The organism is Undibacterium sp. Dicai25W, assembly GCF_049340505.1.
Lineage (GTDB): Bacteria > Pseudomonadota > Gammaproteobacteria > Burkholderiales > Burkholderiaceae_D > Undibacterium > Undibacterium jejuense.
In genome coordinates this window covers 385,697-410,634 of record NZ_JBMPOQ010000001.1, presented here as the reverse complement: position 1 = coordinate 410,634, position 24,938 = coordinate 385,697, and the positions used below count along the sequence as shown (strand labels likewise).

Here is a 24,938-nt window from a genome sequence, read left to right as displayed (position 1 = left end):
GTAATCTTTAAGCGGCAGCTCGGAGTGCGTTTAAGTCAGCTGACAAGGCTGCTTTTAATTTATTTTCGAGAGCAAGCAGTGAATTTTTCTGTGCATCTACTTCGCTTTGCAGTGCTTCGAAGGATGCGATTTTATCTTCCAGACTGTCAGTTGCCATGTGAATACGTTGTATCGACTGCATGCGATTTTTCAGTTGCGCTTTATGTTCGCGAATTTGGGCTTCCAACGGCGCCATCACCACTTTCTGCCACGCTTCAACATCCTTATTCGCTTGCAAGAAATTTTGTTTTACACGCGCAGCAACGGAATCAAAAAACTTATGTACCAATGCAACGCGAGTATTAGTTAGCATCGTGGTTGCACTGAACTGCTTTTGGTAAACCACTTCAATCGCTTCCAATTCTTTAATATATTTTTCCAGAGAAAATGCCATCGGCGCTGACAATGCCAGACCGTGTTCAGTAGAAAATTTGCGATACATGACCGACATCATTTCTGAAATTTCATCGGTCTTTTTATTCGACACAATCAGATTCAATTTAACCTGAGCAAAAAACTGCTTGATCGCATCACGTAAACCAACGGATAAATAACTTTTTTCCATCGTTTCCCGGGTTTTGCGGATTTCTTCACGCAATATATCCATTCCAAGGCTGGTGTAGACCTCGGTCGACAATTTAGTGAAGACCGCACGCGTTCCCTGCATGCGAATCAGACTGGCATCAAATTCTTTTTTCTCTGTATCAACACGTTTCATCATGTGTTCAATGACATTCATATTCTTGCCGCGCAAACTCTTTAATTCCAGCATTTGCTCAACCACATTACGGCCACGTGAGTTGATGATCGCTTGTTGTGCGTTGGTGATCTCAGCAATCTCAGCAGCCAATTGCGAGCGGATAATACTTTGTTTGGCAGGAATCAATTCTTTAGACAGCGCGTATTCGAGTGCTGGCAAGCGGCTCTTTGCCAATAATGGTGCGTCTTTGTTGATTTTAGCAACCAGGCCTTTTTGTGCAGATACTGGAAAAATCTGCTTTTCCTCCAGCACCAAGGTGTGCGCTACCGTCGCCACCTGACGTGCCAACTGGGTTTCAATTTCTTCGTGGGTGCGTAATTCGTCCCACATACTATCAATTTTATTTAACACCACCATACGGCCAGGACCACTGCCGATATGATTACGCCAGACGTCAATATCGCTCTTGGTGACGCCGGTGTCAGCAGCAAGGATAAACAACACCGCATGCGCGTTCGGGATCAGATTCAAGGTCAGTTCTGGTTCCGTACCGATTGCATTTAAGCCTGGTGTATCAACAATAATCAAACCTTCTTTGAGCAAAGGATGTGGGAAATTCACAATCGCATGACGCCATTGTGAAATTTCAACCATGCCATTTTCATCCACCTCAAGTGCTGCGTCCGGGTCTTCTTCATCAAATAAGCCGTATGACTTGGCAACGTCTATCGTCACCTTCTTCGTCAGGCTAACTTGTTTGAATGCTTCTAACATACCGTCGCCGGAATTAATATTTAAGGGCAAGACCGTCCAGACGTGGCTCTGCCCCTTGTACTCACTGGTCGATTGCGTTTCCGAACGGGTTTCTATCGGCAATAAACGAATGCAAGGTGGAATTGTGTCGTCGTACAACAATTCGGTTGGACACATGGTTGTACGACCAGCAGACGAAGGCAAAATACGCTGACCGTAATCAGCGAAAAAAATCGCGTTAATTAATTCTGATTTACCGCGCGAAAACTCCGCGACGAAGGCAATCGATAATTTATCATCGACCAGACGCTCCATCAGACGCGACAGACGTTGATCTGCCGCAGCATCAGCCATATCTGATCCACCAATCCAGGCACGATATTGCTCGAGCGCCCGGGCGACACCCTTGCGCCATTCGCTGTACTCTTGGAATTTTTGAACCAAATTGCTCATGTTTCCCTCAGTTAATTTTCTATTCGTTTAGTATATATGGAAGCGTGAGAAAATACGCGCAAAACGCGCAAACACGGCGATTTGAGACAACAAAAGCCAATTATTTCTGGCAAAATACACAATAAAAACTACTTCTTTGTCCCTGACGTATTTGTCGAATAGGCGTCTGGCAAATTCGACATGCCTCACCAGCGCGGTCATACACAAAGTAATTTTGCTGAAAATAACCACTTTGACCATTCACACTAATAAAGTCTTTCAGCGTGCTGCCACCCTGCTCTATCGCCGCGGCCAATGTCTCACGAATGGCGCTGACCAGCAAATTATAACGAGCCAGACTGATGCGTTTTGCCTGAATTTTAGGATTAATACGCGCTTTGAATAAGCTTTCTGACGCGTAAATGTTACCGACCCCAACCACAATGTCCCCGGCTAACAACACTTGCTTAATCGGGGCACTACGCGTTCTGCTCTCCTCAAACAGAAGTTCAGCATTAAATCCGGCTTCTAGTGGTTCCACACCCAAGCCACTCAATAAGGGATGATGTTCGATGTTGCCGTCTTCCAACGCATGCCAGAGCACTGCTCCGAAGCGCCGCGGATCAGTCATCCTCAAGCATTGTTCGTCGATAATAATGTCAATATGGTCGTGTTTAGCCGCCGGCGTGTTACGCGGCAAGATGCGTAAGTGTCCGGACATGCCTAAATGAATCAGCACAGTGCCATGGGTAAAGTTCAACAATAAATATTTACCACGACGTCCCGTTGAGAGCACCTTTTGTCCAGCCAAGAGGGCGCGCAAATTTGCCGGGAATGGCCAGCGAAGACCTTCGCGTCGCAAAATAACATCAGTCACCACGCGTCCCGTCAAATGCGGATCCACACCACGGCGCGTCACTTCAACTTCAGGTAATTCAGGCATCGTCTGGAACTTTTATTGAAAAAATGGTTCTACAATTAGCTTTTTACAAGAAAAAACCTTAGGCGCAACAATGTCATAATCAAGTTATTCTGTAAATCATCTATGTCTATATCTACGTCTGCTATTCGGGTGTTTACCGAAAATCGTCTTGTCTTTACAATTTGACACAAGACTTATACCGTTTTATCACTGATTAGTCATTGGCGAAAATACACACCTTGAATACTTCAGCGTAAAATCAGCCATCAACGCTCATTTCGGATTCGTCTTGAAAACTATTTCTGCTTCTGTCACTACCTCCATTGTATCCGCACTTCGCCCAGCGGCTTATCTCACTTGTGCTGCGCTATTATCAGCGTGTGCCAGTTTAGGAGGTAAGACCACCAGCCATGGTACTGATACCAATCATGCCCACGAAGCTGCACAAGCGGCCTTAGCCGCAGACAAGGATTTGAATGGAGCAGCACCTCCCGTCATTGAAAATAAAGAAAAACTGCCAAATGCGGTACTCACTGATGAGCTGTTTTACAAAATACTAACCGCTGAAATTGCCTATCAGCGAGGAAGCTGGCAAGCAGCCTATGTCACTTTACTGACCACCGCACAGCAAACCCGCGACCCCAGACTCGCCCGACGTTCTGCTGAAATAGCTCTGAGCGCCAAACAAGCGGGCGAAGCATTAGTGGCGATACGCTTGTGGCGCGAACTGGCTCCAGATTCCAATGAAGCGACTCAGTACTACCTCGGCTTCATGGTCATGAATAATAATTTGTCTGAGATCAAGCAAGTATTTACAGAAAAATTAGCCACCGCAGATAGCAAGCAATATGGCGTGATCATGCTACAAGCGCAGCGCTTGTTATCTCGCGCACGAGATAAAAATGCTGCATTTGACGTGCTTGAAGAAATTCTTGCACCATACAAGGCATTGCCGGAAGCTCACCTTGCGCTGGCACAAGGCGCCTACAACAAGGGAGATGGTCAGCGCGCAATCATTGAAGCGAAAACCATGCTCGCGGCACATCCTGAATCCCAATTGGCGATTCTGACAATTGCGCAGGCCTCGGCGCAACCTGATGCGGCACAGGCTTTAGCAGGATTTATTGCGAAAAATCCTGGCGCGCGTGATATTCGCCTGGCATATGCCAGTATCCTCATCGATCTCAAGCAATTCGATAAAGCCCAGGAACAATTCCAACTGCTGTTGCGTGACACTCCGGATGACGTCAACTCGATGTACACACTTGGCGTGTTGGCAATGGGAAAAAATCAATTGCAGCAAGCGGAAGAATATTTTTTACGCTACTTAAAAACGCTTGAAGAAAAATCAGAGGATCGCGACGCTACATCTACCTACATGAATCTGGCGGGGATTGCGATAGATCGTAAAGACTACAAATCTGCACAGGAATGGCTAGCCAAAATCGAGTCATACGAAGGACGCAATCCGGCCTGGTTCAATGCGCAATTGCGGCGCGCCGGCCTGCTTGTCAAACTCAGTAACACCGACGAAGCGCTGAGTTTATTGCACGAACTCAAGCCAACAGCAGAAAATGATCAACTTCAGGTAATACAAACAGAAGCACAAATCTTAAGAGATACACGACAAACTGATCGCGCCGAACAAGTTTTCAAAGCAGGTTTAGCAGCACATCCGAACAGTCCGGATTTAATGTATGACTACGCGATGTTATTAGAATCTCAGGATCGTGTACTACAAATGGAAACGCTGTTGCGGAAGGTGATTGAACTAGCTCCCAATAGCCAGCATGCATACAATGCGCTTGGCTATTCCTTTGCTGATCGCAATATAAAGCTCGAAGAAGCCTTGGTGCTGATAGAAAAAGCTAATCAATTAGCGCCGGATGATCCGTTCATTCTTGATAGCCTCGGTTGGGTGAAGTTCCGCCTTGCCAAATACGATGAGGCAGAAACCGCCTTACGTCGCGCCTACGAACTACGTCCGGATGCCGATATTGCAGTACATCTTGGCGAAGTCCTGTGGCGCGCCGGCAATAAAGACAAGGCTGTCAAATTGTGGCGCGAAGCGCGCACCAAAGACCCGGAAAATTCATCACTAAAAAGCACTCTGGATCGCTTGAACGTCCATCTGTAGAGCCTGGACCAGAATCCTTCTTTGACGGCCAAATTGCTTGCATTTGGAAATAAATCAAATGCAAGCAACTTCAGGCCAGCACAAACCACTGCAACTAAAATCATCAATACATGACATTCAAATATAGCCGATGGCTAACGCTATCTGTGATGTTCGCCAGCCTAATACTGTGCAGTGCCTGCGCCAGTATTGGCATGCAACAAGCGCAGAATAGCGTCAATGCGACCAGCTTCGATTCGCGTACCTATCAAGACAACATACAACTGAGTGGAAAAATATCGGTACGCTACGAAAAAGATAATAAGCCGCAACAATTGCCAGGCAGCTTTGAATGGGAACAAAGTGGCCAACATCTGCGTATCAATCTATTATCCCCACTTGGTCAGACCCTTGCCAGAATTACCTTGGACGATAGCAGAGCGATACTAGAACAAGAAGGTCAATCTCCACGTTATGCGCAGAATCTCGATCAATTACTGCAAGAGAGTTTGGGCTGGTCACTTCCGGTTGCCGGCATGCGCGACTGGCTACAAGGCTTTATTCCGCAGGAAAATGGTCAGCGCCAGGCTTTAATTCGCGTAGATCAGACTCTGCAAAATAGTGGCTGGACTTTACGCTACGCTAGTTGGCAAGATCATACCGACCTGCCAAAACGCATAGAATTAAGTCGCTATACGCAACAAGCTGGCAATGTCAGTATCAGTATTTTTATCCAGGCTCCAAACCCTTAAAGCACTCGCTTATCAATATGAAACAAACGCGCATCCATTGTCAGGCACCAGCTAAGCTCAATTTATTTCTTCACGTGACCGGCCGCCGTGCGGATGGATACCACTTATTGCAAACCGCCTTTCAGCTCATTGATCGCTGTGACACCCTGGATATCGAAATTCGTACAGATAATGCCATCGTGCGGACCAACGATATTCCCGGCGTACCCGCTGAGACCGATCTGATCGTTCGCGCCGCTCAGCTATTGCAGCAGCACACAAGATGCCAGCTCGGCGCAAATCTCACGCTAAATAAAATTTTGCCCATGGGTGGCGGCGTTGGAGGCGGCTCATCGGACGCAGCAACTACCTTGATTGCACTAAATCATTTATGGCAAACCGAACTCAGTAAAGCGGAGTTAATGCAATTAGGGTTACAATTAGGCGCGGATGTCCCATTTTTCATCTTCGGAGAAAACGCCTTTGCAGAAGGCATTGGGGAAGAATTGCAGGTAATTCAGACGCCAGAACGTTGGTTTGTAGTGATAGAACCAGGGGTACAAGTTCCGACACCAGCAATTTTTTCTGCAAAGGAGTTGACAAGAGACAGTAAGCCCGTCAGAATAGCGGACTTTTCCAGCACTGCTGAAATGTTTTGGAAAAATGATCTGCAAACAGTTGCCTGCGCACTGTTTCCGGTAGTTGACGAAGCGGTTACTTGGCTGTCACAATTCGGAAACGCGAAGATGACAGGATCAGGAGCTTGTGTTTTTTGTGCTTTTGCCGATGAAGCGGCAGCAGACAAAGTAATTAACCAAGTGCCAGATCGCTGGGTATCATGGAAAGCAAAAGCGCTGAGTCGCCACCCGATGGCAGACTTATTGCAGAAGTAAAAATTTGGTCTGATGCCGATTTAAAGTTGATAAAAAATTCGACAAAAAATCAGGACGACAGACAAACGGTTGTGTAGGGGAATCGCCAAGCTGGTTAAGGCACCGGATTTTGATTCCGGCATGCGAAGGTTCGAATCCTTCTTCCCCTGCCATTAAATTAAAGCCGCCGCATCAATGTGCGGCGGCTTTTTCAGTTTTTATCTTTGATTAATTTGCAAAAAGCTATGTAAATTAATCAAATCCTCAAAAATTCAGCCGATAGGTCCCGCCATGGCAAACGCGCGCGCAAATGACAATATGATGGTCTTCACTGGTAACGCTAATCCTGCATTAGCAGCTGGTGTCGCCAAACAACTGGGCATTCCTCTCGGTAAAGCAGATGTTTCCAAGTTCTCTGACGGTGAAGTGATGGTCGAGATCAATGAAAACGTCCGTGGCAAAGATGTCTTCGTTCTGCAATCCACCTGCGCACCAACCAATGACAACCTGATGGAAATTATGTTGATGGTTGATGCATTAAAACGCGCTTCTGCTGGTCGCATTACGGCAGCGATTCCTTACTTTGGTTATGCCCGTCAGGATCGCCGCCCACGTTCAGCACGTGTTGCGATCTCTGCTAAAGTGGTTGCCAACATGCTGGAAGAAGCAGGCGTTGACCGTGTTTTAATTATGGATTTGCATGCTGATCAGATTCAGGGTTTCTTTGATATTCCGGTAGATAACATCTACGCATCACCAATTTTGTTGGGTGATCTGGTTGCAAAAAATTATGACGATTTATTAGTCGTTTCTCCTGACGTTGGTGGCGTGGTTCGTGCCCGTGCTTTAGCAAAACGTTTAGGTTGTGATTTGGCAATTATCGACAAACGTCGTCCAAAAGCCAATGTATCCGAAGTCATGAACATCATCGGTGAAGTTGAAGGCCGTAACTGCGTGATCATGGATGACATGGTTGACACTGCAGGTACATTGACGAAAGCCGCAGAAGTATTGAAAGAACGTGGTGCCAAGAAAGTATTGGCGTACTGTACACACCCAGTCTTGTCCGGCCCTGCGATTCAGCGTATTTCGCAATCGCCATTAGATGAGCTGGTCGTGACTGACACGATTCCATTGTCTGAAGCAGCAAGAGCATGCTCCAAGATTCGTCAGTTATCTTGCGACAGCTTGTTGGCAGAAACTTTCCGCCGTATTACTAAAGGCGAGTCTGTCATCTCTTTGTTCACAGATTAATACAACTCAATTTTTTTCTGCGCTCTTGCTACTTTTTTAGCAAGGGCGTTTTCTCTGTATCCCTGGTCGCGGGGGTGCAAAACCGCAAGTTAGCTCTTGCATATTTTGGAGTAACACCATGAAAGTTATCGCATTTGCACGCAAAGAACAGGGGACCGGAGCGAGCCGCCGCCTGCGCAATGCTGGCCAAACACCTGGCATCATCTACGGCGGCCCAGAAGCCCCAGTATCCATCACTCTGGATCACAATGCGCTGTACCATGCATTGAAAAAAGAAGCGTTCCACTCTTCTATCCTGGACATGGAAGTTGACGGTAAAGTAGAAAAAGTTCTGTTGCGCGACTTCCAAGTCCACGCATACAAACAATTAGTATTGCACGCTGATTTCCAACGCGTTGATCCTAACCAAAAAATCCACGTTAAAGTGCCACTGCACTTCGTTAACGCTGACGTATCCCCAGCTGTTAAATTGCACGCTGCTGTTATCAGCCACGTTGCAGTTGAATTGGACATCTCTTGCTTGCCAGCAGATTTGCCAGAATTCGTTGAAGTTGATCTGTCCAAACTGGACGCTGGTCAATCTATCCACGTATCTGGCCTGGTATTGCCAAAAGGCGTTACAGCAGTTGTACACGGTGATGACGCTACTGTTGCTATCGCTACAGTACCAGCTGGTGCCGTATCTGCTGAAGCTGAAGCAAAATAATTTTTGCTTTTCGTTGCAACCGTTTGCAACTTGCAAAAATGATGAAAGCCACCTTCGGGTGGCTTTTTTTATGTTGCTGAATAAATCAGATCCCGAACGAAAATAAAAAGCTCTGTTAGGATGTGGCTAATACATGGCTTATTGCAATTTATCCTGGATCATTTTGTGCTCCCGGACAGTGTTTATGCCTGCCTTAGAAATAAAGCTCAATTGGAGTGAACATCCGTGATCATCAACAATAAAAATCTCCTCAGATTCGCTATCTTCGCAGCATTCAGTCTCAACGGCGCGGTCAGCCAGGCGCAGATTGCTGCCAATGTCCGTTATGACACCAATTTTCCTATCGTCAGCCCAGTCAGCAACCCCAACGGCATGGTCGTCACCGAACAGGCATTAGCAACGCAGGTTGGCGCAGATATTCTGAAACGCGGCGGCAATGCCGTCGATGCGGCCGTCGCAGTCGGTTTTGCACTAGCGGTCGTATTACCGAATGCAGGAAATATTGGTGGTGGTGGTTTTATGCTGATTCACGATGCCAAATCTGACAAAGACATTGCATTAGATTTTCGTGAATTAGCGCCTGAAAAAGCGCACCGGGACATGTATCTCGACGCCAATGGCAAAGTGATTCCCAATAGCTCGATATACAGCCACAAAGCGATTGGTGTTCCGGGTACGGTTGCCGGTCTTGATCTGGCCTTACGTAAGTACGGCTCAATGCGCCTCGCTGAGGTTATTGCACCAGCAATCCGGTTAGCAGAGCAAGGTTTTAGCATCACTCCGCATCTGGCTTCTTTGCTTGACGCTGATCAGGAACACTTAGGTAAATGGCCTGCCAGCCGCGCCATATTTTTTAAAAATAACAAACCTCTAAGCGCTGGTGAAAAACTGATCCAAAAAGATCTGGCACACTCGCTCAGACTGATTGCGGAGCAAGGTCCGAAAGCATTTTATGAAGGCGAGATTGCAAAAAAAATCGTCGCCGAAATGCAGCAACATGACGGCATCATCTCCGCCGCCGATCTAAAAAATTACAAAGCGATAGAACGCATTCCAGTTACGGGAAATTATCGCGGCTATCAAATCGTTTCTATGCCGCCACCTAGCTCTGGCGGTGTACATATTGTGCAGATGTTAAATATGCTTGAGCATTTCCCACTGAAAGAACAAGGCGCCAACAGCGCCAAAACCTTGCACGAGTTAAGTGAAGTGATGAAACTGGCCTATGCCGATCGTTCAGAATACCTCGGCGATCCAGACTTCTTCAAAGTACCGGTGACTGGACTCACATCCAAATCTTACGCTGATGCGCTGGTAAAGAAAATCGATCTCAATCATGCGACCCCGTCAGCGAGCATCAAACCCGGCACTCCACTCGCCTACGAAAGCGATCAGACAACACACTACAGTGTCGCAGATAAGTATGGAAACGTGGTAGCGACCACTTACACATTAAATTTAAATTTTGGTAGTGGCATCGTAGCGGCCGGTACTGGCATCGTCCTCAATGATGAAATGGATGATTTTTCAATTAAAGCTGGCGAGCCGAATGCCTTTGGCTTAGTCGGCGGTGCGGCGAACGCAGTGCAGGCGTTTAAACGCCCACTCAGTTCAATGTCACCAACCATTGTTTTAAGAGACAGCAAGCCATTTTTAGTCACTGGTAGCCCGGGTGGCAGCCGTATCATCACCACTACGCTACAAACGATTATCAACGTAATAGATTTTGATATGAATGTCGCTGAAGCGACCATTTCTCCGCGCATACACCAACAATGGATGCCAGACCAGCTTCGCTATGAAAAAGGAATTAGTGCTGATACTTTGTCGATTCTGGAGCAAAAGGGACAACACTTAAAACAAGCGCAAGTTCTGGGTAAGACGCAAACCATACAAATTGGTGAAGGTATATTTTTCGGCTTTTCCGATCCGCGCAATCCAGATGGAAGCGCGCTGGGGTATTAAAACGCCATATTGAATTACAGTATTAATAATGCTTAATGTAAAAAACCGCGATCAAAGTATGCTGACCGCGGCTTTCATTACCACAATAATTTAATCAATACTAAAAACAAACTCAGAAACGATGATTAAGTTTCACGGATACAAAGCGTCCCCGTGGATCAGCTTGCGTAATATCAAAAAAATTAGTCGACGAATCCCAAGACGGACGACGATCTGTGAGATTCTGTACGACAAGGCTGACCGTCGTGTTAGCACTAAGCTTACGTGAAGTGGTCAGATCAAAGGTCGCATAGGAAGCCACGTACTCATTCGTCGCACTCTCTTGTTGATAACCACCGACATAATTCCATGTCAAGGTATTAGTCCAGTTACCGTATTCCCAATCAGCACTGGTGACACCGCGCCATTTTGGGATCGAACCGAAATAATTGGTTCCAGCACCGTTGGTTAATGCGGCGCCATCCGTCAATGGCTGGGCAAAACGTAATACATAGCTTAACTGACCATTGAGCGTAACATTACCGTAATTCACGGTATTAAATCGTTGACGAACGTCGATATCCAAACCCGACACTTCACGGTCGCCTTGATTGCGATATTGACGATACAGTGTAGTAATACGTCCCTGATCATCACGCGACACTTTACCTGGCGAGGTGTTCTCGTTGGCAATAATCGTATCGGCACTTTCCGTACCAATCACGCCTTTTTGGGTAATGCGATAATAATCGATACCCAGGCTGCTTGTCGCCGTTGGAGCAATGACGATACCAAAATTCAGATTATTCGAATGCTCGGGCTGCAGATTCGGATTGGCAATCGTAATATTGGTCACGCCACGCGGTTGGTTTGGTGATATAGGATCACGGGGATCTAATACGCTACCGTAACTCACTGTCGTGCTTTTCGTAATTTCTGGGAACGAAGGTGCGCGGAATCCGCGCGAGGCAGTGGCACGCAATAACAACCAATCGGCAGCTTGATACCGAATGCTGGCTTTGGGTGAAAACGCATTACCAAAATCACTGTAATGATCGTAACGTCCCGCCAGATTCAGATTCAGGTTTTTGATCACCGGAATACCAAGCTCGCCAAACAAGGCTGTTACGTCACGCTGTCCATCAATAATATTAATCGCTGGACGCAATTCTGTACCACTCAAGACGGCAGTCGACGTTTGCGAATTCATAGCCTCACGCCGCCATTGCGCACCGCCAGCAAAACTCAGTGGGCCAGCAGGTAAGTTCATTAATTCTCTGGATGCAGAAAAATCTAAGGTCGATAAATTCGACTCCGCCGGACGTCGTGTCGACAAACGCAAGCTATTGCGTACATCATCCGAATTCAACGATTGATTCGCGAAATTGTAGGTGCCATTGGCCAACGCCTGCTGAAATGCGTAGCGATTCACAAAATTAGAAACGGTCTCCACCATAGAGCTGCTTGACTGCGCGGCAGACGCATCCCAATCCCATCCAGCGCTAAAACCTTTTACACCAGCCAATGCGCGGTAAAACGTAACCCTATCATTTTTAATACGTGGTCCAAGGTCAAACAAAGTCGCAGAAAATGGTAATGTGGTACTGCTCGGATTACTTGGATTGCCAACCGGTAGTACCACCGGAATAGACACTAGTGATTGCGTGGCATTATTCCAGGCACGCAGGCTACTCGATACACTGAGCGGAGCACCGAAGGTTTCATTTGCATTCGAATAACTGTGCAACCATTCTGCATAGGCCACTGTATCTTCGTTGATGCGTAAGCTACCCGATAAGGCGGTATGCACTCGTTCAATCCCTGGCATCAGGGTACGATAAGGTGCCGGGTTATATGCGAGCACCTGACCACTTTTACCCGGTGTGATCGCAGAGTATGGTACCGATTGCAACGGGCCTTGTACTCCGCCCAACCACTTGGTCTGATTAGTGCCGATATAATTGGTAGCAACCCAACCCAGGCTGCCATTCGCTTGATTGCGGAAATCAGAATCACGTAACCAACTCACATCACTCTGCTGCAATTTATCACGCTTTTGCGCATCCACTGACAAGGCAATACTATAGCCGTCGTTTTGTAATTTACCCCAACCAGTTTGAAATAAAACGCTTTGCTCCGCTTGTCCAGTACCGGTTGCGGCCTCGCCTATTTGGGCGGTTATTTCTGTGCCACTAAATTCTTTATTTAAAATAATATTGACCACACCTGCAACTGCGTCAGAACCATAAATCGACGATGCGCCATCTTTTAAAATTTCAATACGCTGTACCGCTGCCATAGGCAAACTATTCAAATCAACAAAAACTTCCTGCGTATCCTGCGCCGTGGCATAGCTACTAACCCGTTTTCCGTTGACCAGAATGAGCGTATTTTTTTGACCAATACCACGTAAAGACAAACCAGCGGTACCCGCAGAAAAGCTGCCTGTGTATTGTTCGTTATAACTATTGCCGCTATTGGCTGAAATGCTACGTAATACATCAGCGACACTGGTCTTGCCGCTGGCACGTAATTCTTTAGCGGTAATTACCTGAACGGCAGCAGCGCCCTCCTTTTCGGTAACGCGAATATTGGAACCAGTGATAACAACCTTATCTGCTTCTTGAGCAAAACTGGTCTGTGGAAAAGCGATAGGGAATGCAGCGGCTATCGCTAATGCGATGCTGGATGACTTAAACATAATTTCCTTAGTAAATGAAGTGATGAAACGAGATCAATCAATGAAGTGCAACAGATAGGCATTTGCAAAGCGCGTCAGCGCCCCTGACGACCTGAGCAGCAGGCGGTCAATAAACAACTATCTGGTGTTGCTTTGAAACGTTTGCTGAGAATTCAGCAGGGGAACTGCATCACATACACTGCGCCATGCACTGTATGTAAAGTGAAGGAAGAACGGAGATAAACACGTAATAGGTTGCAACGTAAGACATGAGACTCAAAAAGAGATTGGCAATGTCAGCATACTAAACCTGACCTTCCTTCATGAAAACGAATTAAAAGTGTGTTGTATATACGATTTTTGACATAAAAACCCAAAGCTCAATGTAACCCACGGCACATCAGAGCAATTTTAAATGTTTCTGCTCGGTCAAAATTTCATGCAAACGGATGTCATGTGCTCCACGATCAAATGCACTAAGAGCCGAATGATAGGCAATACCTACCGCATGACATTCCGTGTGTAAAGCCAGTGTACGGTCATAATAGCCGCCGCCATAACCCAGACGATACCCTTGCGCAGTAAAGCCCACACAAGGAATCAATAACACCTCGGGTACGATCAAATATTCACGTTGAGCGGGTAAAGGGATGCCATAGTCATCCCTCGCCATCGCATCGCCCTCCTCCCATACCAGAAAGCGCAAGGGCGCATTTTTTTCAACAACCCAGGGCAATGCCAGTTGTATGCCCATTTGCGTCATTTGCGAATAACAAGCGCGTAAATCAGGTTCAGCATGAATTGGCCAATAGACACCGACACTGCTTGGTTGATGCTGTTCACACCACGTCAGCAAACCTGACATCAGGAGTTGATCCCATTGTTGACGGATTTCAGCCGGAGTTTGCCTTCTTCGCGCCAGCAATTCTTTCCTCAACACTTTACGTGTTTGATCGACATTTACATTCGCACTGTGTTCTGGAGAGTTGGGCTGTGTCATACTGTCAAATATGTAAGTGTGCAGGATCAAGTTAAAATTTTCTGAATAGATTATTTCTGAATATTGCCTGAGAGTACGAATCCCCTCTCTTTCAGGGAAATTTTATCTGTGTCTTCTACTATCAATATCAAGATGCCTGTAAAAAAAAGCTTATTTGTAATCACGATGTTAGCAGGTCTGACTGCATTTTCGACTCTATCTGCATCAGCGGCTAGCCTGAATTTCGTCAACGACGATGACCGCTTCATGGCGCTGCGCGATGCGGCATTTCATGACGACCCTGTCAAAGCCGACCTCCACGCAGCTGCACTGACGCAATATGAGATTCCCTCCTACGTTGATTATTACCGTATCAGGGCGCATCTTTCCAGAGCATCCAATACCGAGATTTCCGACTTTATTAACAAATACGAAGGCAGCGCGATTGCTGATCGCATGCGTAATGATTGGCTAAGCTTGCTGGGCAAACGAGGAAATTGGGATCTGTTTGACCAGCAATATCCTTTATTTGTCGTCGCCGATGATAATCAGTTGCGTTGCTACTCCGTGTTGTCCAAAGCGATTAAAGGGCAAAAAGTCGCCAATGAAGCCAAAAACTTACTTAACGCCCCGCGCGATTACGGCGACGGTTGCTATAGCCTGGTCAGCTACCTGACAGATAACGGCCAATTCACGCAGGCTGATCTTTGGACGCAAATGCGCATGGCCGCTGAAAACGGTGCACAACCATTGGCGCAACGCTTAGGCAAACTGCTGGACTTACCTGAGAAAAAAGTCAGTCAGGCATTTGATAAGCCAGAAAAATTGTTCAAACAAGGCCCCGAGAACAATAAGTACAGCCGTGAATTATTTGTAGTTGCCTTAGGCCGTATCGCTAAAAATGACCCGTCGGACGCCGCGGAATTATTATCGCGTTTTAGTAGCAAACTCAATGACGCGCAACGCAGCAATGCCTGGGCACAAATTGCCTTGCAATCAGCGTTAAAGTTAGAACCTGAAGCTCTCGCCTACTGGGTCAGAGCTGATGGCGCGACGTTTTCTAATGAAGCCTACCAATGGCGCGTACGCACTGCCCTGCGCGAAGGTGACTGGAAGCTGGTCAAGAGTGCAATCAATGCGATGCCGCCAAATTTAAAAAGCGATCCTGCATGGGTCTATTGGTTAGGTCGCGCCTTAAAAGCAGAAGGTAAAAATGATGAAGCGCGTCAGATTTTTTCCAGCATTGCCGATCAGATACATTTTTACGGCCAATTATCTTTAGAAGAAAATGGCCAAAAAATTGGCGTACCAATTACCATCAGACCAATCAGTGCGGAAGAGCTCGCACCGATGGAAAGAAATCCTCATCTGCAACACGCATTGAAGTTCTATTCCATGAATTTGCGTACGGAAGGAACCCGCGAATGGAATTGGGAGTTACGCAAATTCAATGAGCGCCAACATCTGGCAGCGGCAGAATTAGCCCGTAAAAATAATTTGCTCGATCGCATGGTCAATACCTCAGACCGAACCAGGGGGGAAGTCGATTTCAACCAGCGTTATCCAACCCCGTTTAACGAAAGCATGTATAAAACGACACAAACACTCGGTCTGGATATGGCTTGGGTGTATGGTTTGATACGGCAGGAATCGCGTTTCATTATGTCAGCCAAATCCCATGTTGGCGCATCTGGCCTGATGCAAATCATGCCTTCAACAGCACGCTATGTGGCAAAAAAAATGGGCTTAGGAGACTTTGTTCAGGCGCAGGTCAATGACGTTGATACGAATATTGTACTAGGCACCAATTATCTGAACATGGTGCTCACTGACTTAGGTGGTTCGCAAGCACTGGCATCTGCCGCCTACAATGCGGGGCCAGGTCGACCACGTGCATGGCGTGCAAAACTCACCCGCCCTGTCGAAGGAGCAATTTTTACCGAAACCATACCGTTCAATGAAACGCGTGGTTACGTCAAAAACGTGTTATCCAACGCGACGTATTACGCAGCACTGTTTGAAAAAAAACCGCAATCGCTCAAAGCCCGACTGGGAGTTGTAGTGCCGAAAGGCATGTCTGCCAGCGATGCCGATTTACCTGACGAGTCAAAACAATAATGCAAGATACAGAAATCCATCCAGCGCTGGCTCAGATCATGAATGAACATCGGGCACGCATGTTGCTCGTGATTGGCAATAAAAACTACTCATCATGGTCGATGAGACCTTGGGTATTGATGAAAGCGTTTGGCATTCCATTCGAAGAAATTCGTCTATTGCTCGGGCAACCCGACACCACATCGCGCATTGCGGAATATTCAACAGCGGGTAAGGTTCCGGTACTAGTCGCTAACGACATTACGGTCTGGGATTCACTCGCTATTTGTGAATTTTTGGCCGATCAGTTTTCTATTTTAAATTTATGGCCGGAAGATGTTGCCGCCCGAGCACATGCCCGCAGCATTTGCGCAGAAATGCATGCAGGCTTTTCATCATTGCGCTTTGATATGCCAATGAATATACGTGCATCTTTGCCAGGTAAAGGCCGGACACTGGGCGCGCAAGCTGACATTGGACGTATTTGCGAAATCTGGGAAGATTGCTTTTCCCGCTATGGTGCTACCGAATATTTATTTGGCTCCTTCTCGATTGCAGATGCTTATTTCGCACCGGTTGTGATGCGCTTCCGTACCTATGGTGTGTCTCTGGCTCCCGCATTGCAAGCTTATGCAGACCGCATTGCGATTCATCCGGCGGTATTGCAATGGATGCGTGAAGCGAATGCAGAAACTGAAACCATGGCATGGCATGACGCTCGTTCAGAAAAGTAATCATGAAACATACGTATATTGTCGGCGGTGCAGTTCGTGATGCACTGCTGGGCTTACCAGTACAAGATCGCGACTACGTCGTCGTTGGCAGTACGCCAGAACAAATGCTGGCAGAAGGATTTCGTCCTGTAGGTAAAGATTTTCCGGTTTTTTTACATCCAAAAACCAACTCAGAATATGCCCTTGCTCGCACTGAACGCAAAACTGCCGCAGGCTACAAAGGCTTTGTGTTTCATACCGACGAACACGTCACTTTAGAACAAGACCTCATCCGCCGTGACTTAACGATCAATGCCATGGCACAAGACGAAGCGGGCGTGATTCATGATCCTTTTGGTGGTCAACGCGATCTGCAACAACGCGTATTTCGCCACGTGTCAGCTGCGTTTGAAGAAGATCCAGTACGCATCCTACGTCTGGCCAGATTTGCGGCACGTTTTTCCGTCGCCCCCCATGATTTTTCGGTCGCACCGGAAACCATGGCGCTAATGAAAAAAATGGTTGATGCTGGTGAAGTTGACGCCTTGGTTCCTGAACGCGTCTGGCAAGAATTGGCACGCGGTTTAATGGAAGTGAAACCTTCGCGGATGTTCGAGGTATTACGTGCTTGTGGTGCACTCCAGCGCTTGTTGCCAGAACTAGATGCACTGTGGGGGGTGCCCCAACCTGCCAAATACCATCCGGAGATTGATACTGGCGTCCATATTATGTTGGTCATCGACTATGCGGCAGCAAAAGGCTATTCGCTGCCGATACGGTTTGCAGCGCTTTTGCATGATCTGGGCAAAGGCACGACACCGCCAGAGCTCTGGCCACGTCACCACGGCCACGAAGAACGCAGTGCCAAACTGGTCGATATCGTGTGCCAACGCTTAAAAGTACCCTCTGACTGCCGTGATCTTGCCTATATGACAGCGCGTGACCATGGCAATGTAGGGCGCGCCTTAGAAATGCGACCAGCAACAATCGTTGACATGTTCATGCGTAATGATGCCTTCCGCAAACCTCAGCGCTTTATTGACATGTTGCGCGCAGCAGAATGCGATTGTTTCGGGCGCAGCGGTTTAGAAAATATCGATTTTCCACAACCGGCGTTCTTAGAAGCAGCCTTGCATGCAGCGCAACAAGTGAATGGGGGTGAGATCGCGCACCAGTGCGCAGATCATCCACAACGCATACCAGAAGCCATACGCGAAGCACGAATTTCTGCGGTGCAGCAATTTAAAAAGTAGACGATTTCTTCGCATTTGAAGGGTTTTCTGGAATAATCGGTAGGGATCGCCTACAATACTTTGTGCGCTGCACCAATTCATCTGCAGCAAGGAGCCATTATGAATCCTACCGATATATTTCCCGTCAACTCTAATCATTTGGGTAATCACTCAAAACCCACCATTTATGTTAAAGAGCTATCAGAAAAGGATAGACACCGCATACTCCGGCATTTTCTTGCACTGGAAGAAAGTGATCGTTTATTGCGTTTTGGCACCTATTTACCAGATGCAATGGTCGAGAAATATGTGGAAGGGCTCGATTTTTCGCGCGACAAGGTATTTGGCGTGATGAGTCATCATTTCAGACTGGTCGGTGTTGGTCACCTGGCATTTGCGCCACGCAGTGAAAAAGATGAAGCCACTGACAAAGATACGGTCGCAGAATTCGGTGTTTCTGTTTCCAAAACCGCACGCGGTAAAGGGGTAGGCGCCAAATTGTTTGAACGCGGCGCGATCCACTGCCGTAACGCCGATGTGGACACACTCTACATGCATTGCCTTTCATCGAATCAAACCATGATCCATATCGCAAAAAAAGCTGGTATGGAAATTCACCGAGAATACGGGGAGGCAGATGCTTATCTGAAACTCTTACCCGCAGACGCTGTGAGCGTGTTGCGTGAAGCAGTACAAGAGCAAGTTGCCGCCATTGATTACACCATCAAAGCCAATGCTCGTGCAGCAGTTAAATGGATCAGACATTTGCCAGGGTTGAAGGAAAAATAAGTCTCGTAGGTAGGCGCAAGCCGCGCTGTTCTGAGGGGCGGACAACATTGGCGGATTGAATCTGCAGCACTGGATTGATGACCTCAACCTCCGCCCGCGCCCAACACCGGCAACGCTGTTGTCTCTTTTATCTGTTGCAAAGCAAAGCTCGATTTCACATCCAGCACCGCTGGATGACGCAGCAAGGTTTCCATCATAAAACGCGAAAAATGATTCATGTCTTCGACATGCACACGCAATAAATAATCCATTTCACCCGTCATGGCATAACAGGCCACCACTTCTGGCCATTGCGCAACCGAAGCGGAAAAATCATCACGTGGCGAGCGTGATGCGCCCTTACCCGGATGATCGCTGTGCTTCTCCAGACGAACGTTCACATAAGCCAACAACCCAAGACCTATCTTTGCGGGCTCTAACAAAGCGACGTATTTGCGTATCACGCCGCTTTCTTCCAGACGCTTAATCCGGCGCAGGCATGGCGACGGGGAAAGATTAATACGTTCCGCCACTTCCTGATTCGTCAGTTGTCCGTCAGCTTGCAGAATAGCAAGAATTTTACGGTCGATTTTATCGAGCACAATCTCAGTCATAAAATGCCATGCAATGATAAATTAAAGCAATATTATTGCGCATATTTAAAAATCTTTGGGTTATTTTGAAATTTTATGGCGCGTTTGTCGGACTATACTGATAGCTTGATCTACGTCAAATCGCTGGTAATTAAACAGCATGGCGTAGCGAGTGATAATACTTTCCGATCACAGCTTGAAGTTGATCCGAATGACGCAAACTCGACAATATTGACTTTCGTTGACGCCTTTAGTTGACACCTTATAACGGAGACCAGCATGACATTCCAGACTTGGGAAAACCCAATGGGTACCGATGGCTTTGAGTTTATCGAATATGCCGCACCAGATCCAAAAGCACTCGGCGACTTGTTCGTCACGATGGGCTTTACCGCGATTGCCAAACATCGCACCAAGGATGTCACTTTGTACCGTCAAGGCGATGTCAACTTCATCATCAATGCTGAACCAGATTCTTTCGCACAAAAATTTGCGCGCAAGCACGGCCCATCCGTTTGCGCATTTGCGTTCCGCGTGAAAGATGCGAACGCAGCCTACAAACGCGCCTTGGACTTAGGCGCATGGGGCTTTGATAATAAAACTGGCCCAATGGAATTGAATATTCCAGCAATCAAGGGTATCGGCGATTCTTTAATTTATTTCGTTGACCGCTGGCACGGTAAAGACGGCGCAGAAGCCGGCGCAATCGGCAATATCAGCATTTACGACGCCGACTTCGTGGCATTGCCAGGTGTGCCTTCCAACCCGGTTGGCAATGGTCTGACTTACATCGATCATCTGACACACAACGTGCATCGTGGTCGCATGAAAGAATGGGCAGATTTCTATGAAACACTGTTCAACTTCCGTGAAATCCGTTACTTCGATATCGCTGGCAAACACACTGGCTTGAAATCGAAAGCGATGACTTCCCCATGCGGCAAGATTCGCATTCCTATCAATGAATCATCTGATGACAAATCTCAGATCGCTGAATACCTTGATCTGTACCACGGTGAAGGCGTACAGCACATCGCGATGGGTACTGACAATGTCTACAAAACAGTCGGCGACATGAAAGCGGCTGGCGTGGTGTTCCAGGACACCATCGATACGTATTACGATCTGGTTGATCGTCGTTTGCCAGGTCACGGTGAAAACCTCGAAGAACTGCGCAAACTGCGCATTCTGGTGGATGGTAAGAGCACAGAAACATCACGTGAATTGTTATTGCAAATTTTCACGACGACAGTCATTGGCCCTATCTTCTTTGAAATCATTCAGCGTAAAGGCGATCAAGGTTTTGGTGAAGGTAACTTCCGCGCTTTGTTCGAATCGATTGAACTGGATCAAATTCGCCGCGGTGTGTTGAAAGATGACAAGGCTCCTGCCTGATTATCCTGAAACACGCGATTTAATATGAGACAACGACAAAAGGCTGACACTTCAACATGTCAGCCTTTTGTCCTTAAAAAGAAAATATAAAATGGATACGACAACTCTTGATACCACCGTCTCGAATGCAGATTTTCTGGCCACTGTCGCCACCAAATCCGACGGTGCGGCACTGCGCGGCGATTACACGCACGCGGATGAACACTACGTCGTTCAACAAAACTGGGCAGCGTATACCGAAGAAGAACATGAACTCTGGCGCAAGCTATATCAGCGTCAGATGAGCTTGCTTCCAGGCCGTGCTTGTGACGAATTTATTGAAGCACTGCTGCAAATGAACGCTGCCAACGGTATTCCGGAATTTGAAAAAACCTCGAAAGAACTGTATGCCGCAACGGGCTGGACTATCGTTGCCGTGCCTGGTTTGATTCCGGAATTGACGTTCTTTGAGCATCTGGCAAATCGGCGCTTCCCAGTCACGGTCTGGTTGCGCAAACCAGAAGAATTTAATTACATCGTTGAACCTGACGTGTTCCATGATTTCTTTGGTCATGTACCGATGCTGTTTAATCCAGTGTTTGCCGATTACATGCAGTTGTATGGCAAAGGCGGTTTGAAAGCGATGAAACTGGGTGGACTTGATCAACTCGCGCGTTTGTATTGGTACACCGTCGAATTTGGTCTGATCAATACCAAAGATGGCATGCGAATTTATGGCGCTGGTATTTTGTCTTCCGGCGGCGAAGTCGAATTCTGCCTGACACCCGGCACCGCATCGCGCCATATCCACCTAGACATCGAGCGTTGCCTCAATACCTTGTACAAAATCGACAGTTACCAAGAAACCTATTTTGTCATCAATAGCTTCCAGGAATTGTTTGATGGTACGGCACCCGATTTCAAACCGTACTACGACAAACTCAAGCTGGGCGAAGCATTCCCTGCCAACAGTTTATTACCTGGCGAAGTAGAACTTTTGCCATAAGCTTTCTTTATTATACTCCCTACTAGTATATAAAAAATGTCCATATATCACGTTGATATTTTGACATTTTTTTCGATTTTATGGGGGAGTATATTTAAAATGTGCTATTGAACTGATATTGGAATCGCAGTCCGACGCCAATACACAGCATCCTCTCGCACCATCAAACCATTGATGATCATTTCACGCCGCAAAGTCGCATAATCTTCATGAAAGCCCAAAAAGAAACGATTGATTTCCGGTTCAGAATATTTTTTTGCGACATCCAGCTGATTAACCAACCACTGCAAAATCACCAGACGCTTTTTCCGCTGTTCGGGAATTTTAAGCAACCGTCCATTCTGCATAAACGACTTCAACACGCGCTGCGCTTCCGCTTCGGTTGATTGCAAATCCAAGGCACTTTGTTGCACATCCCAAACTCTTTCAAAACGTTCAATACGGCTTGCTTGCATACGTTGTTGTGCCAGACGCAACCAGCTAGCTGACGCGTAACCAGCCACCAGATCGTTAGCAATCTGCGCCCATGCAGGTGCATCAGGAGCTATCCCCAAAGCACTGATGTAATCCGCACTGACCACCAAATATTGATAGCGATACGGCAGCAAATACTCCTCCGGATTTGCTTGTAACTGTGCGAGAGCCTCAGCGTAATTTGCAAACCAATGATTGGTATAACCGCTGACTTCTGCACCATGCCAGAAATCACCCATATCTGTGTTCGCAACCGAGTTACCACCCAAGACCTCGCGCGCATGTTCCCAGTGCTGAAAGCCACAATCCGCCGCTGCCAGATTCAGACAGTGGCGCAACTGCCATTGTTCAGGTATATCCCAACGCTGCTTGCGACTCAGAATAAGCGCACGTTTGCTGGCCGCATTGTTGCTACTTTCCAGCAGCTTAAGTAACAGCCGGGCACGAGTTTTGATTTCATTCGTCAAGGCATTCATTGCTGATCTCCCGAGCTCATAGCGAAGAGATAAAATGAGGCCGATAAAAATTCCGGATTTTTTTGAGGTGTACGAGAGATAGGAAATGGTCGAACGGTACAACAAGACTTAAACATGACAGGCTCCAATTCGCTTATCGACGACCCGCTGACGTCAGACGAAAATGGCAATATCACATTCATAAAGTGAAAAAGCTGTGTGATTTAGCAGGGTGAGAGCCTCTTGAGCGGGCAGGCGCCCCTTTGCACCTGTGTGGTGATTGTAGGGGCGTTTATGTTAACTTGTCAACGCGCAGATTCCCGCCATAGCAGGAGCGAATATGACTGGATACTAATAGACCGAGGGTTCACCTCCGGGCCGGGTCTTAAATCGCTTATGTGCCCAGAAATATTCTGATGGCGCTTTTAAAATTTCTTGCTCAATAAATGCATTCATCTGACGGGTGGCAGTGGTCATATCATCTTCGCCAGGATAATTATCCCAAGGCGTATGAAAGGTCACTTTCCAGCCGCGGTAATTGGGCAGCATGGTGGCAATCACCGGCACGATGTTGGCGCCGGTGCTGGCAGCCAGGCGTGGCATGGCGGTCAGCGTCGCGGCAGGGATGCCAAAGAAGGGAATAAATTCGGCGTTCTTCACACCAAAATCCATATCTGGCAACATAAAATAAGGTAATCCATCCTTGGTCATGGCACGAATGATAGGCTTAACGCCTTCGGCGCGGGAAAACAATTTAACCGGACGAAAACGTGAACGACCACGGCGCAACGCACGATCAAATACCTTGTTACGCTGTTCGGTATAAATCGAACACAAAGACGATTCCAACATCACCGCAACGCCTGCAACATCCAGACAAACAAAATGCGGGCACATCAAAATGGTCGGACCTGCTTTGATCACGTCCAAGGGCACTCGTGGTTCGATCTGAATCAAACGTTTTAATCGGGCTTCGGAGCCCCACCACAAAATACCGCGCTCAAACACGCTACGCGCATACATCTGAAAATGTTGTTTAGCGATTTTTTCGCGTTCTGCCTCACTCAGATGCGGCATGCATAAACGCAAATTGGTCAAAGCAATATGGCGGCGTTTTGGAATCAAGGTAAATAAAATACTACCAACTCCCTCACCTAAGCGTCCCAACACTGGCAGAGGCAGCCAGTGCAATAACCACATCAAAGCAAGCACCAGCCTCATGCTTGCTCCTGCGCTGTTGAAGCCTCGGGGCCGTCAACGCCTTCCGGTTTTTTATAACGGTTGTAACTCCAGAAATATTGGCCAGGCGATCGCGCAATCAGTTTTTCCATAGAGCGGTTAATCGCTTCCGCTTGTTGTGTTACGTCGTCCGTCAATTCCTCGTCAAACTTCACAAAACGCACAACATAGCCTTTGCCATGCGGCAGACGCTCAGCATACGTCAGAATAATCGGTGCGCCATTCATGCTGTGTAATTTGGCAGACAAGGTCATGGTGTAGGCTTTTTTACCAAAAAAGTTTGCCCACACGCCCTCACCTTCTTGCGGTACCTGATCTGGCAATAAACCAATCGCCTCGCCTTTTTTTAAGGCCTTGGCCATAATACGCACGCCCGACAAATTGGCAGCCGCCAGCAAGAGATTGTCACGTGCGCGCGCGCCTTCGATCAAAGGCTTCAATGCTGCCTTACGAGGTGGGCGATATAACACGGTCAAACGGGTACGGGCGGCGATCATTTGCGCCACGATTTCAAAGCAACCCAGATGCGGGGTTAATAAAATGACGCCTTTTTTCGCATCTAAGGCTTGTTGTAAGAGTTCCCAATTTTCCATTGTGGCAGTCGCCAAAACCCGTTCCGGTTTGGCGCACCAGATAAACGGCAGCTCTAACACGTTCTTACCAGCTTCGCGGATAGCATCGCCTAAATGTTCAGAAAAACCAGCGCGGGCAAGGTTTTCTTGCAGACGACGACGATAAGATCCTGACAACAAATAAACGATACGTCCCAGGATAGCGCCAATAAAATGCAGCACTGGCAGAGGGAAAATCGACAAAAATCGGAATAGAGTGACGAGCATGAGGCTGATCAAGAATATAA

At 47.3% G+C, this 24,938-nt stretch carries 20 protein-coding genes and 1 tRNA gene; 13 read left to right on the top strand and 8 right to left on the bottom strand.

Annotated features, from left to right (window positions below):
- Nucleotides 1-7: 7 nt before the first annotated feature.
- Nucleotides 8-1,945, bottom strand: a complete 1,938-nt coding sequence (locus ACO0KY_RS01995; protein ID WP_423043781.1) for a dynamin family protein — start codon at nucleotides 1,943-1,945, stop codon at nucleotides 8-10.
- Nucleotides 1,946-2,045: 100 nt separating this feature from the next.
- Nucleotides 2,046-2,867 (bottom strand): bifunctional DNA-formamidopyrimidine glycosylase/DNA-(apurinic or apyrimidinic site) lyase, encoded by an 822-nt coding sequence (mutM, locus tag ACO0KY_RS01990; protein WP_186911143.1) that lies wholly within the window; start codon nucleotides 2,865-2,867, stop codon nucleotides 2,046-2,048.
- Between the two features lie 268 nt (nucleotides 2,868-3,135).
- On the opposite strand from mutM, the gene ACO0KY_RS01985 reads away from it, so the two are divergent.
- The 7 genes from ACO0KY_RS01985 (at nucleotide 3,136) to ggt (ending at nucleotide 10,490) form a co-directional block, all read left to right on the top strand.
- Nucleotides 3,136-4,983, top strand: coding sequence for a tetratricopeptide repeat protein (locus ACO0KY_RS01985; protein WP_423043779.1), 1,848 nt, complete (start codon nucleotides 3,136-3,138; stop codon nucleotides 4,981-4,983).
- Nucleotides 4,984-5,093: 110 nt separating this feature from the next.
- Nucleotides 5,094-5,714 carry a lipoprotein insertase outer membrane protein LolB gene (gene lolB / locus ACO0KY_RS01980; protein WP_423043777.1) on the top strand — a complete coding sequence of 207 codons (621 nt, stop codon included), beginning with the start codon at nucleotides 5,094-5,096 and terminating at the stop codon, nucleotides 5,712-5,714.
- Nucleotides 5,715-5,731: 17 nt separating this feature from the next.
- Nucleotides 5,732-6,586 (top strand): 4-(cytidine 5'-diphospho)-2-C-methyl-D-erythritol kinase, encoded by an 855-nt coding sequence (ispE, locus tag ACO0KY_RS01975; RefSeq protein ID WP_422991958.1) that lies wholly within the window; start codon nucleotides 5,732-5,734, stop codon nucleotides 6,584-6,586.
- A gap of 75 nt (nucleotides 6,587-6,661) precedes the next feature.
- A tRNA-Gln gene (locus ACO0KY_RS01970) sits at nucleotides 6,662-6,738 on the top strand.
- Between the two features lie 118 nt (nucleotides 6,739-6,856).
- Nucleotides 6,857-7,819 carry a ribose-phosphate pyrophosphokinase gene (locus tag ACO0KY_RS01965; protein WP_186911147.1) on the top strand — a complete coding sequence of 321 codons (963 nt, stop codon included), beginning with the start codon at nucleotides 6,857-6,859 and terminating at the stop codon, nucleotides 7,817-7,819.
- Nucleotides 7,820-7,937: 118 nt separating this feature from the next.
- Nucleotides 7,938-8,525 (top strand): 50S ribosomal protein L25/general stress protein Ctc, encoded by a 588-nt coding sequence (locus ACO0KY_RS01960; RefSeq protein WP_186911148.1) that lies wholly within the window; start codon nucleotides 7,938-7,940, stop codon nucleotides 8,523-8,525.
- 261 nt (nucleotides 8,526-8,786) lie between these two features.
- A complete protein-coding gene (gene ggt / locus ACO0KY_RS01955) occupies nucleotides 8,787-10,490 on the top strand; it encodes a gamma-glutamyltransferase (protein WP_423044147.1) in 1,704 nt (567 codons plus the stop codon).
- A 112-nt stretch (nucleotides 10,491-10,602) separates the two neighbouring features.
- Here the strand turns inward: ggt and ACO0KY_RS01950 are convergent, their stop codons facing one another.
- Both ACO0KY_RS01950 and ACO0KY_RS01945 read right to left on the bottom strand, forming a co-directional pair.
- Nucleotides 10,603-13,170 (bottom strand): TonB-dependent receptor, encoded by a 2,568-nt coding sequence (locus tag ACO0KY_RS01950; protein WP_423043774.1) that lies wholly within the window; start codon nucleotides 13,168-13,170, stop codon nucleotides 10,603-10,605.
- 379 nt (nucleotides 13,171-13,549) lie between these two features.
- Entirely contained in the window at nucleotides 13,550-14,149 is a 600-nt protein-coding gene (locus ACO0KY_RS01945; RefSeq protein ID WP_423043772.1) for a 5-formyltetrahydrofolate cyclo-ligase, read from the bottom strand.
- Between the two features lie 132 nt (nucleotides 14,150-14,281).
- Here ACO0KY_RS01945 and ACO0KY_RS01940 point away from each other — a divergent pair, with 132 nt between their 5' ends.
- From ACO0KY_RS01940 to ACO0KY_RS01925, 4 genes are all read left to right on the top strand, one after another.
- Nucleotides 14,282-16,246: a transglycosylase SLT domain-containing protein gene (locus ACO0KY_RS01940; protein ID WP_423043770.1), complete on the top strand. Its 1,965-nt coding sequence runs from the start codon at nucleotides 14,282-14,284 to the stop codon at nucleotides 16,244-16,246.
- Nucleotides 16,246-16,959 carry a glutathione S-transferase family protein gene (locus tag ACO0KY_RS01935; RefSeq protein ID WP_423043768.1) on the top strand — a complete coding sequence of 238 codons (714 nt, stop codon included), beginning with the start codon at nucleotides 16,246-16,248 and terminating at the stop codon, nucleotides 16,957-16,959. The genes ACO0KY_RS01940 and ACO0KY_RS01935 overlap by 1 nt, the downstream gene beginning before the upstream one ends.
- Before the next feature lie 2 nt (nucleotides 16,960-16,961).
- Entirely contained in the window at nucleotides 16,962-18,191 is a 1,230-nt protein-coding gene (locus tag ACO0KY_RS01930; protein ID WP_423043766.1) for a multifunctional CCA addition/repair protein, read from the top strand.
- Nucleotides 18,192-18,290: 99 nt separating this feature from the next.
- A complete protein-coding gene (locus ACO0KY_RS01925) occupies nucleotides 18,291-18,959 on the top strand; it encodes a GNAT family N-acetyltransferase (RefSeq protein ID WP_423043764.1) in 669 nt (222 codons plus the stop codon).
- Nucleotides 18,960-19,042: 83 nt separating this feature from the next.
- On the opposite strand, the gene ACO0KY_RS01920 is transcribed toward ACO0KY_RS01925, so the two are convergent.
- Nucleotides 19,043-19,552: an Lrp/AsnC family transcriptional regulator gene (locus ACO0KY_RS01920; RefSeq protein WP_423043762.1), complete on the bottom strand. Its 510-nt coding sequence runs from the start codon at nucleotides 19,550-19,552 to the stop codon at nucleotides 19,043-19,045.
- Between the two features lie 258 nt (nucleotides 19,553-19,810).
- On the opposite strand from ACO0KY_RS01920, the gene hppD reads away from it, so the two are divergent.
- Complete coding sequence (hppD, locus tag ACO0KY_RS01915; RefSeq protein ID WP_186911155.1) at nucleotides 19,811-20,926, top strand: 4-hydroxyphenylpyruvate dioxygenase; 1,116 nt, start codon at nucleotides 19,811-19,813, stop codon at nucleotides 20,924-20,926.
- A gap of 91 nt (nucleotides 20,927-21,017) precedes the next feature.
- Complete coding sequence (phhA, locus tag ACO0KY_RS01910; protein ID WP_423043759.1) at nucleotides 21,018-21,911, top strand: phenylalanine 4-monooxygenase; 894 nt, start codon at nucleotides 21,018-21,020, stop codon at nucleotides 21,909-21,911.
- Nucleotides 21,912-22,015: 104 nt separating this feature from the next.
- Here phhA and ACO0KY_RS01905 read toward each other — a convergent pair whose 3' ends face one another.
- The 3 genes from ACO0KY_RS01905 to ACO0KY_RS01895 form a co-directional block, all read right to left on the bottom strand.
- The gene (locus tag ACO0KY_RS01905; protein ID WP_423043757.1) at nucleotides 22,016-22,861 is read right to left on the bottom strand and encodes a DUF2087 domain-containing protein; all 846 of its coding nucleotides are present in this window, start codon (nucleotides 22,859-22,861) and stop codon (nucleotides 22,016-22,018) included.
- Nucleotides 22,862-23,191: 330 nt separating this feature from the next.
- The gene (locus tag ACO0KY_RS01900) at nucleotides 23,192-24,061 is read right to left on the bottom strand and encodes a lipid A biosynthesis acyltransferase (protein WP_423043755.1); all 870 of its coding nucleotides are present in this window, start codon (nucleotides 24,059-24,061) and stop codon (nucleotides 23,192-23,194) included.
- Nucleotides 24,058-24,918, bottom strand: a complete 861-nt coding sequence (locus tag ACO0KY_RS01895; protein ID WP_423043753.1) for a lysophospholipid acyltransferase family protein — start codon at nucleotides 24,916-24,918, stop codon at nucleotides 24,058-24,060. Before ACO0KY_RS01895 ends, ACO0KY_RS01900 begins: the two co-directional genes overlap by 4 nt.
- Between the last annotated feature and the right edge of the window lie 20 nt (nucleotides 24,919-24,938).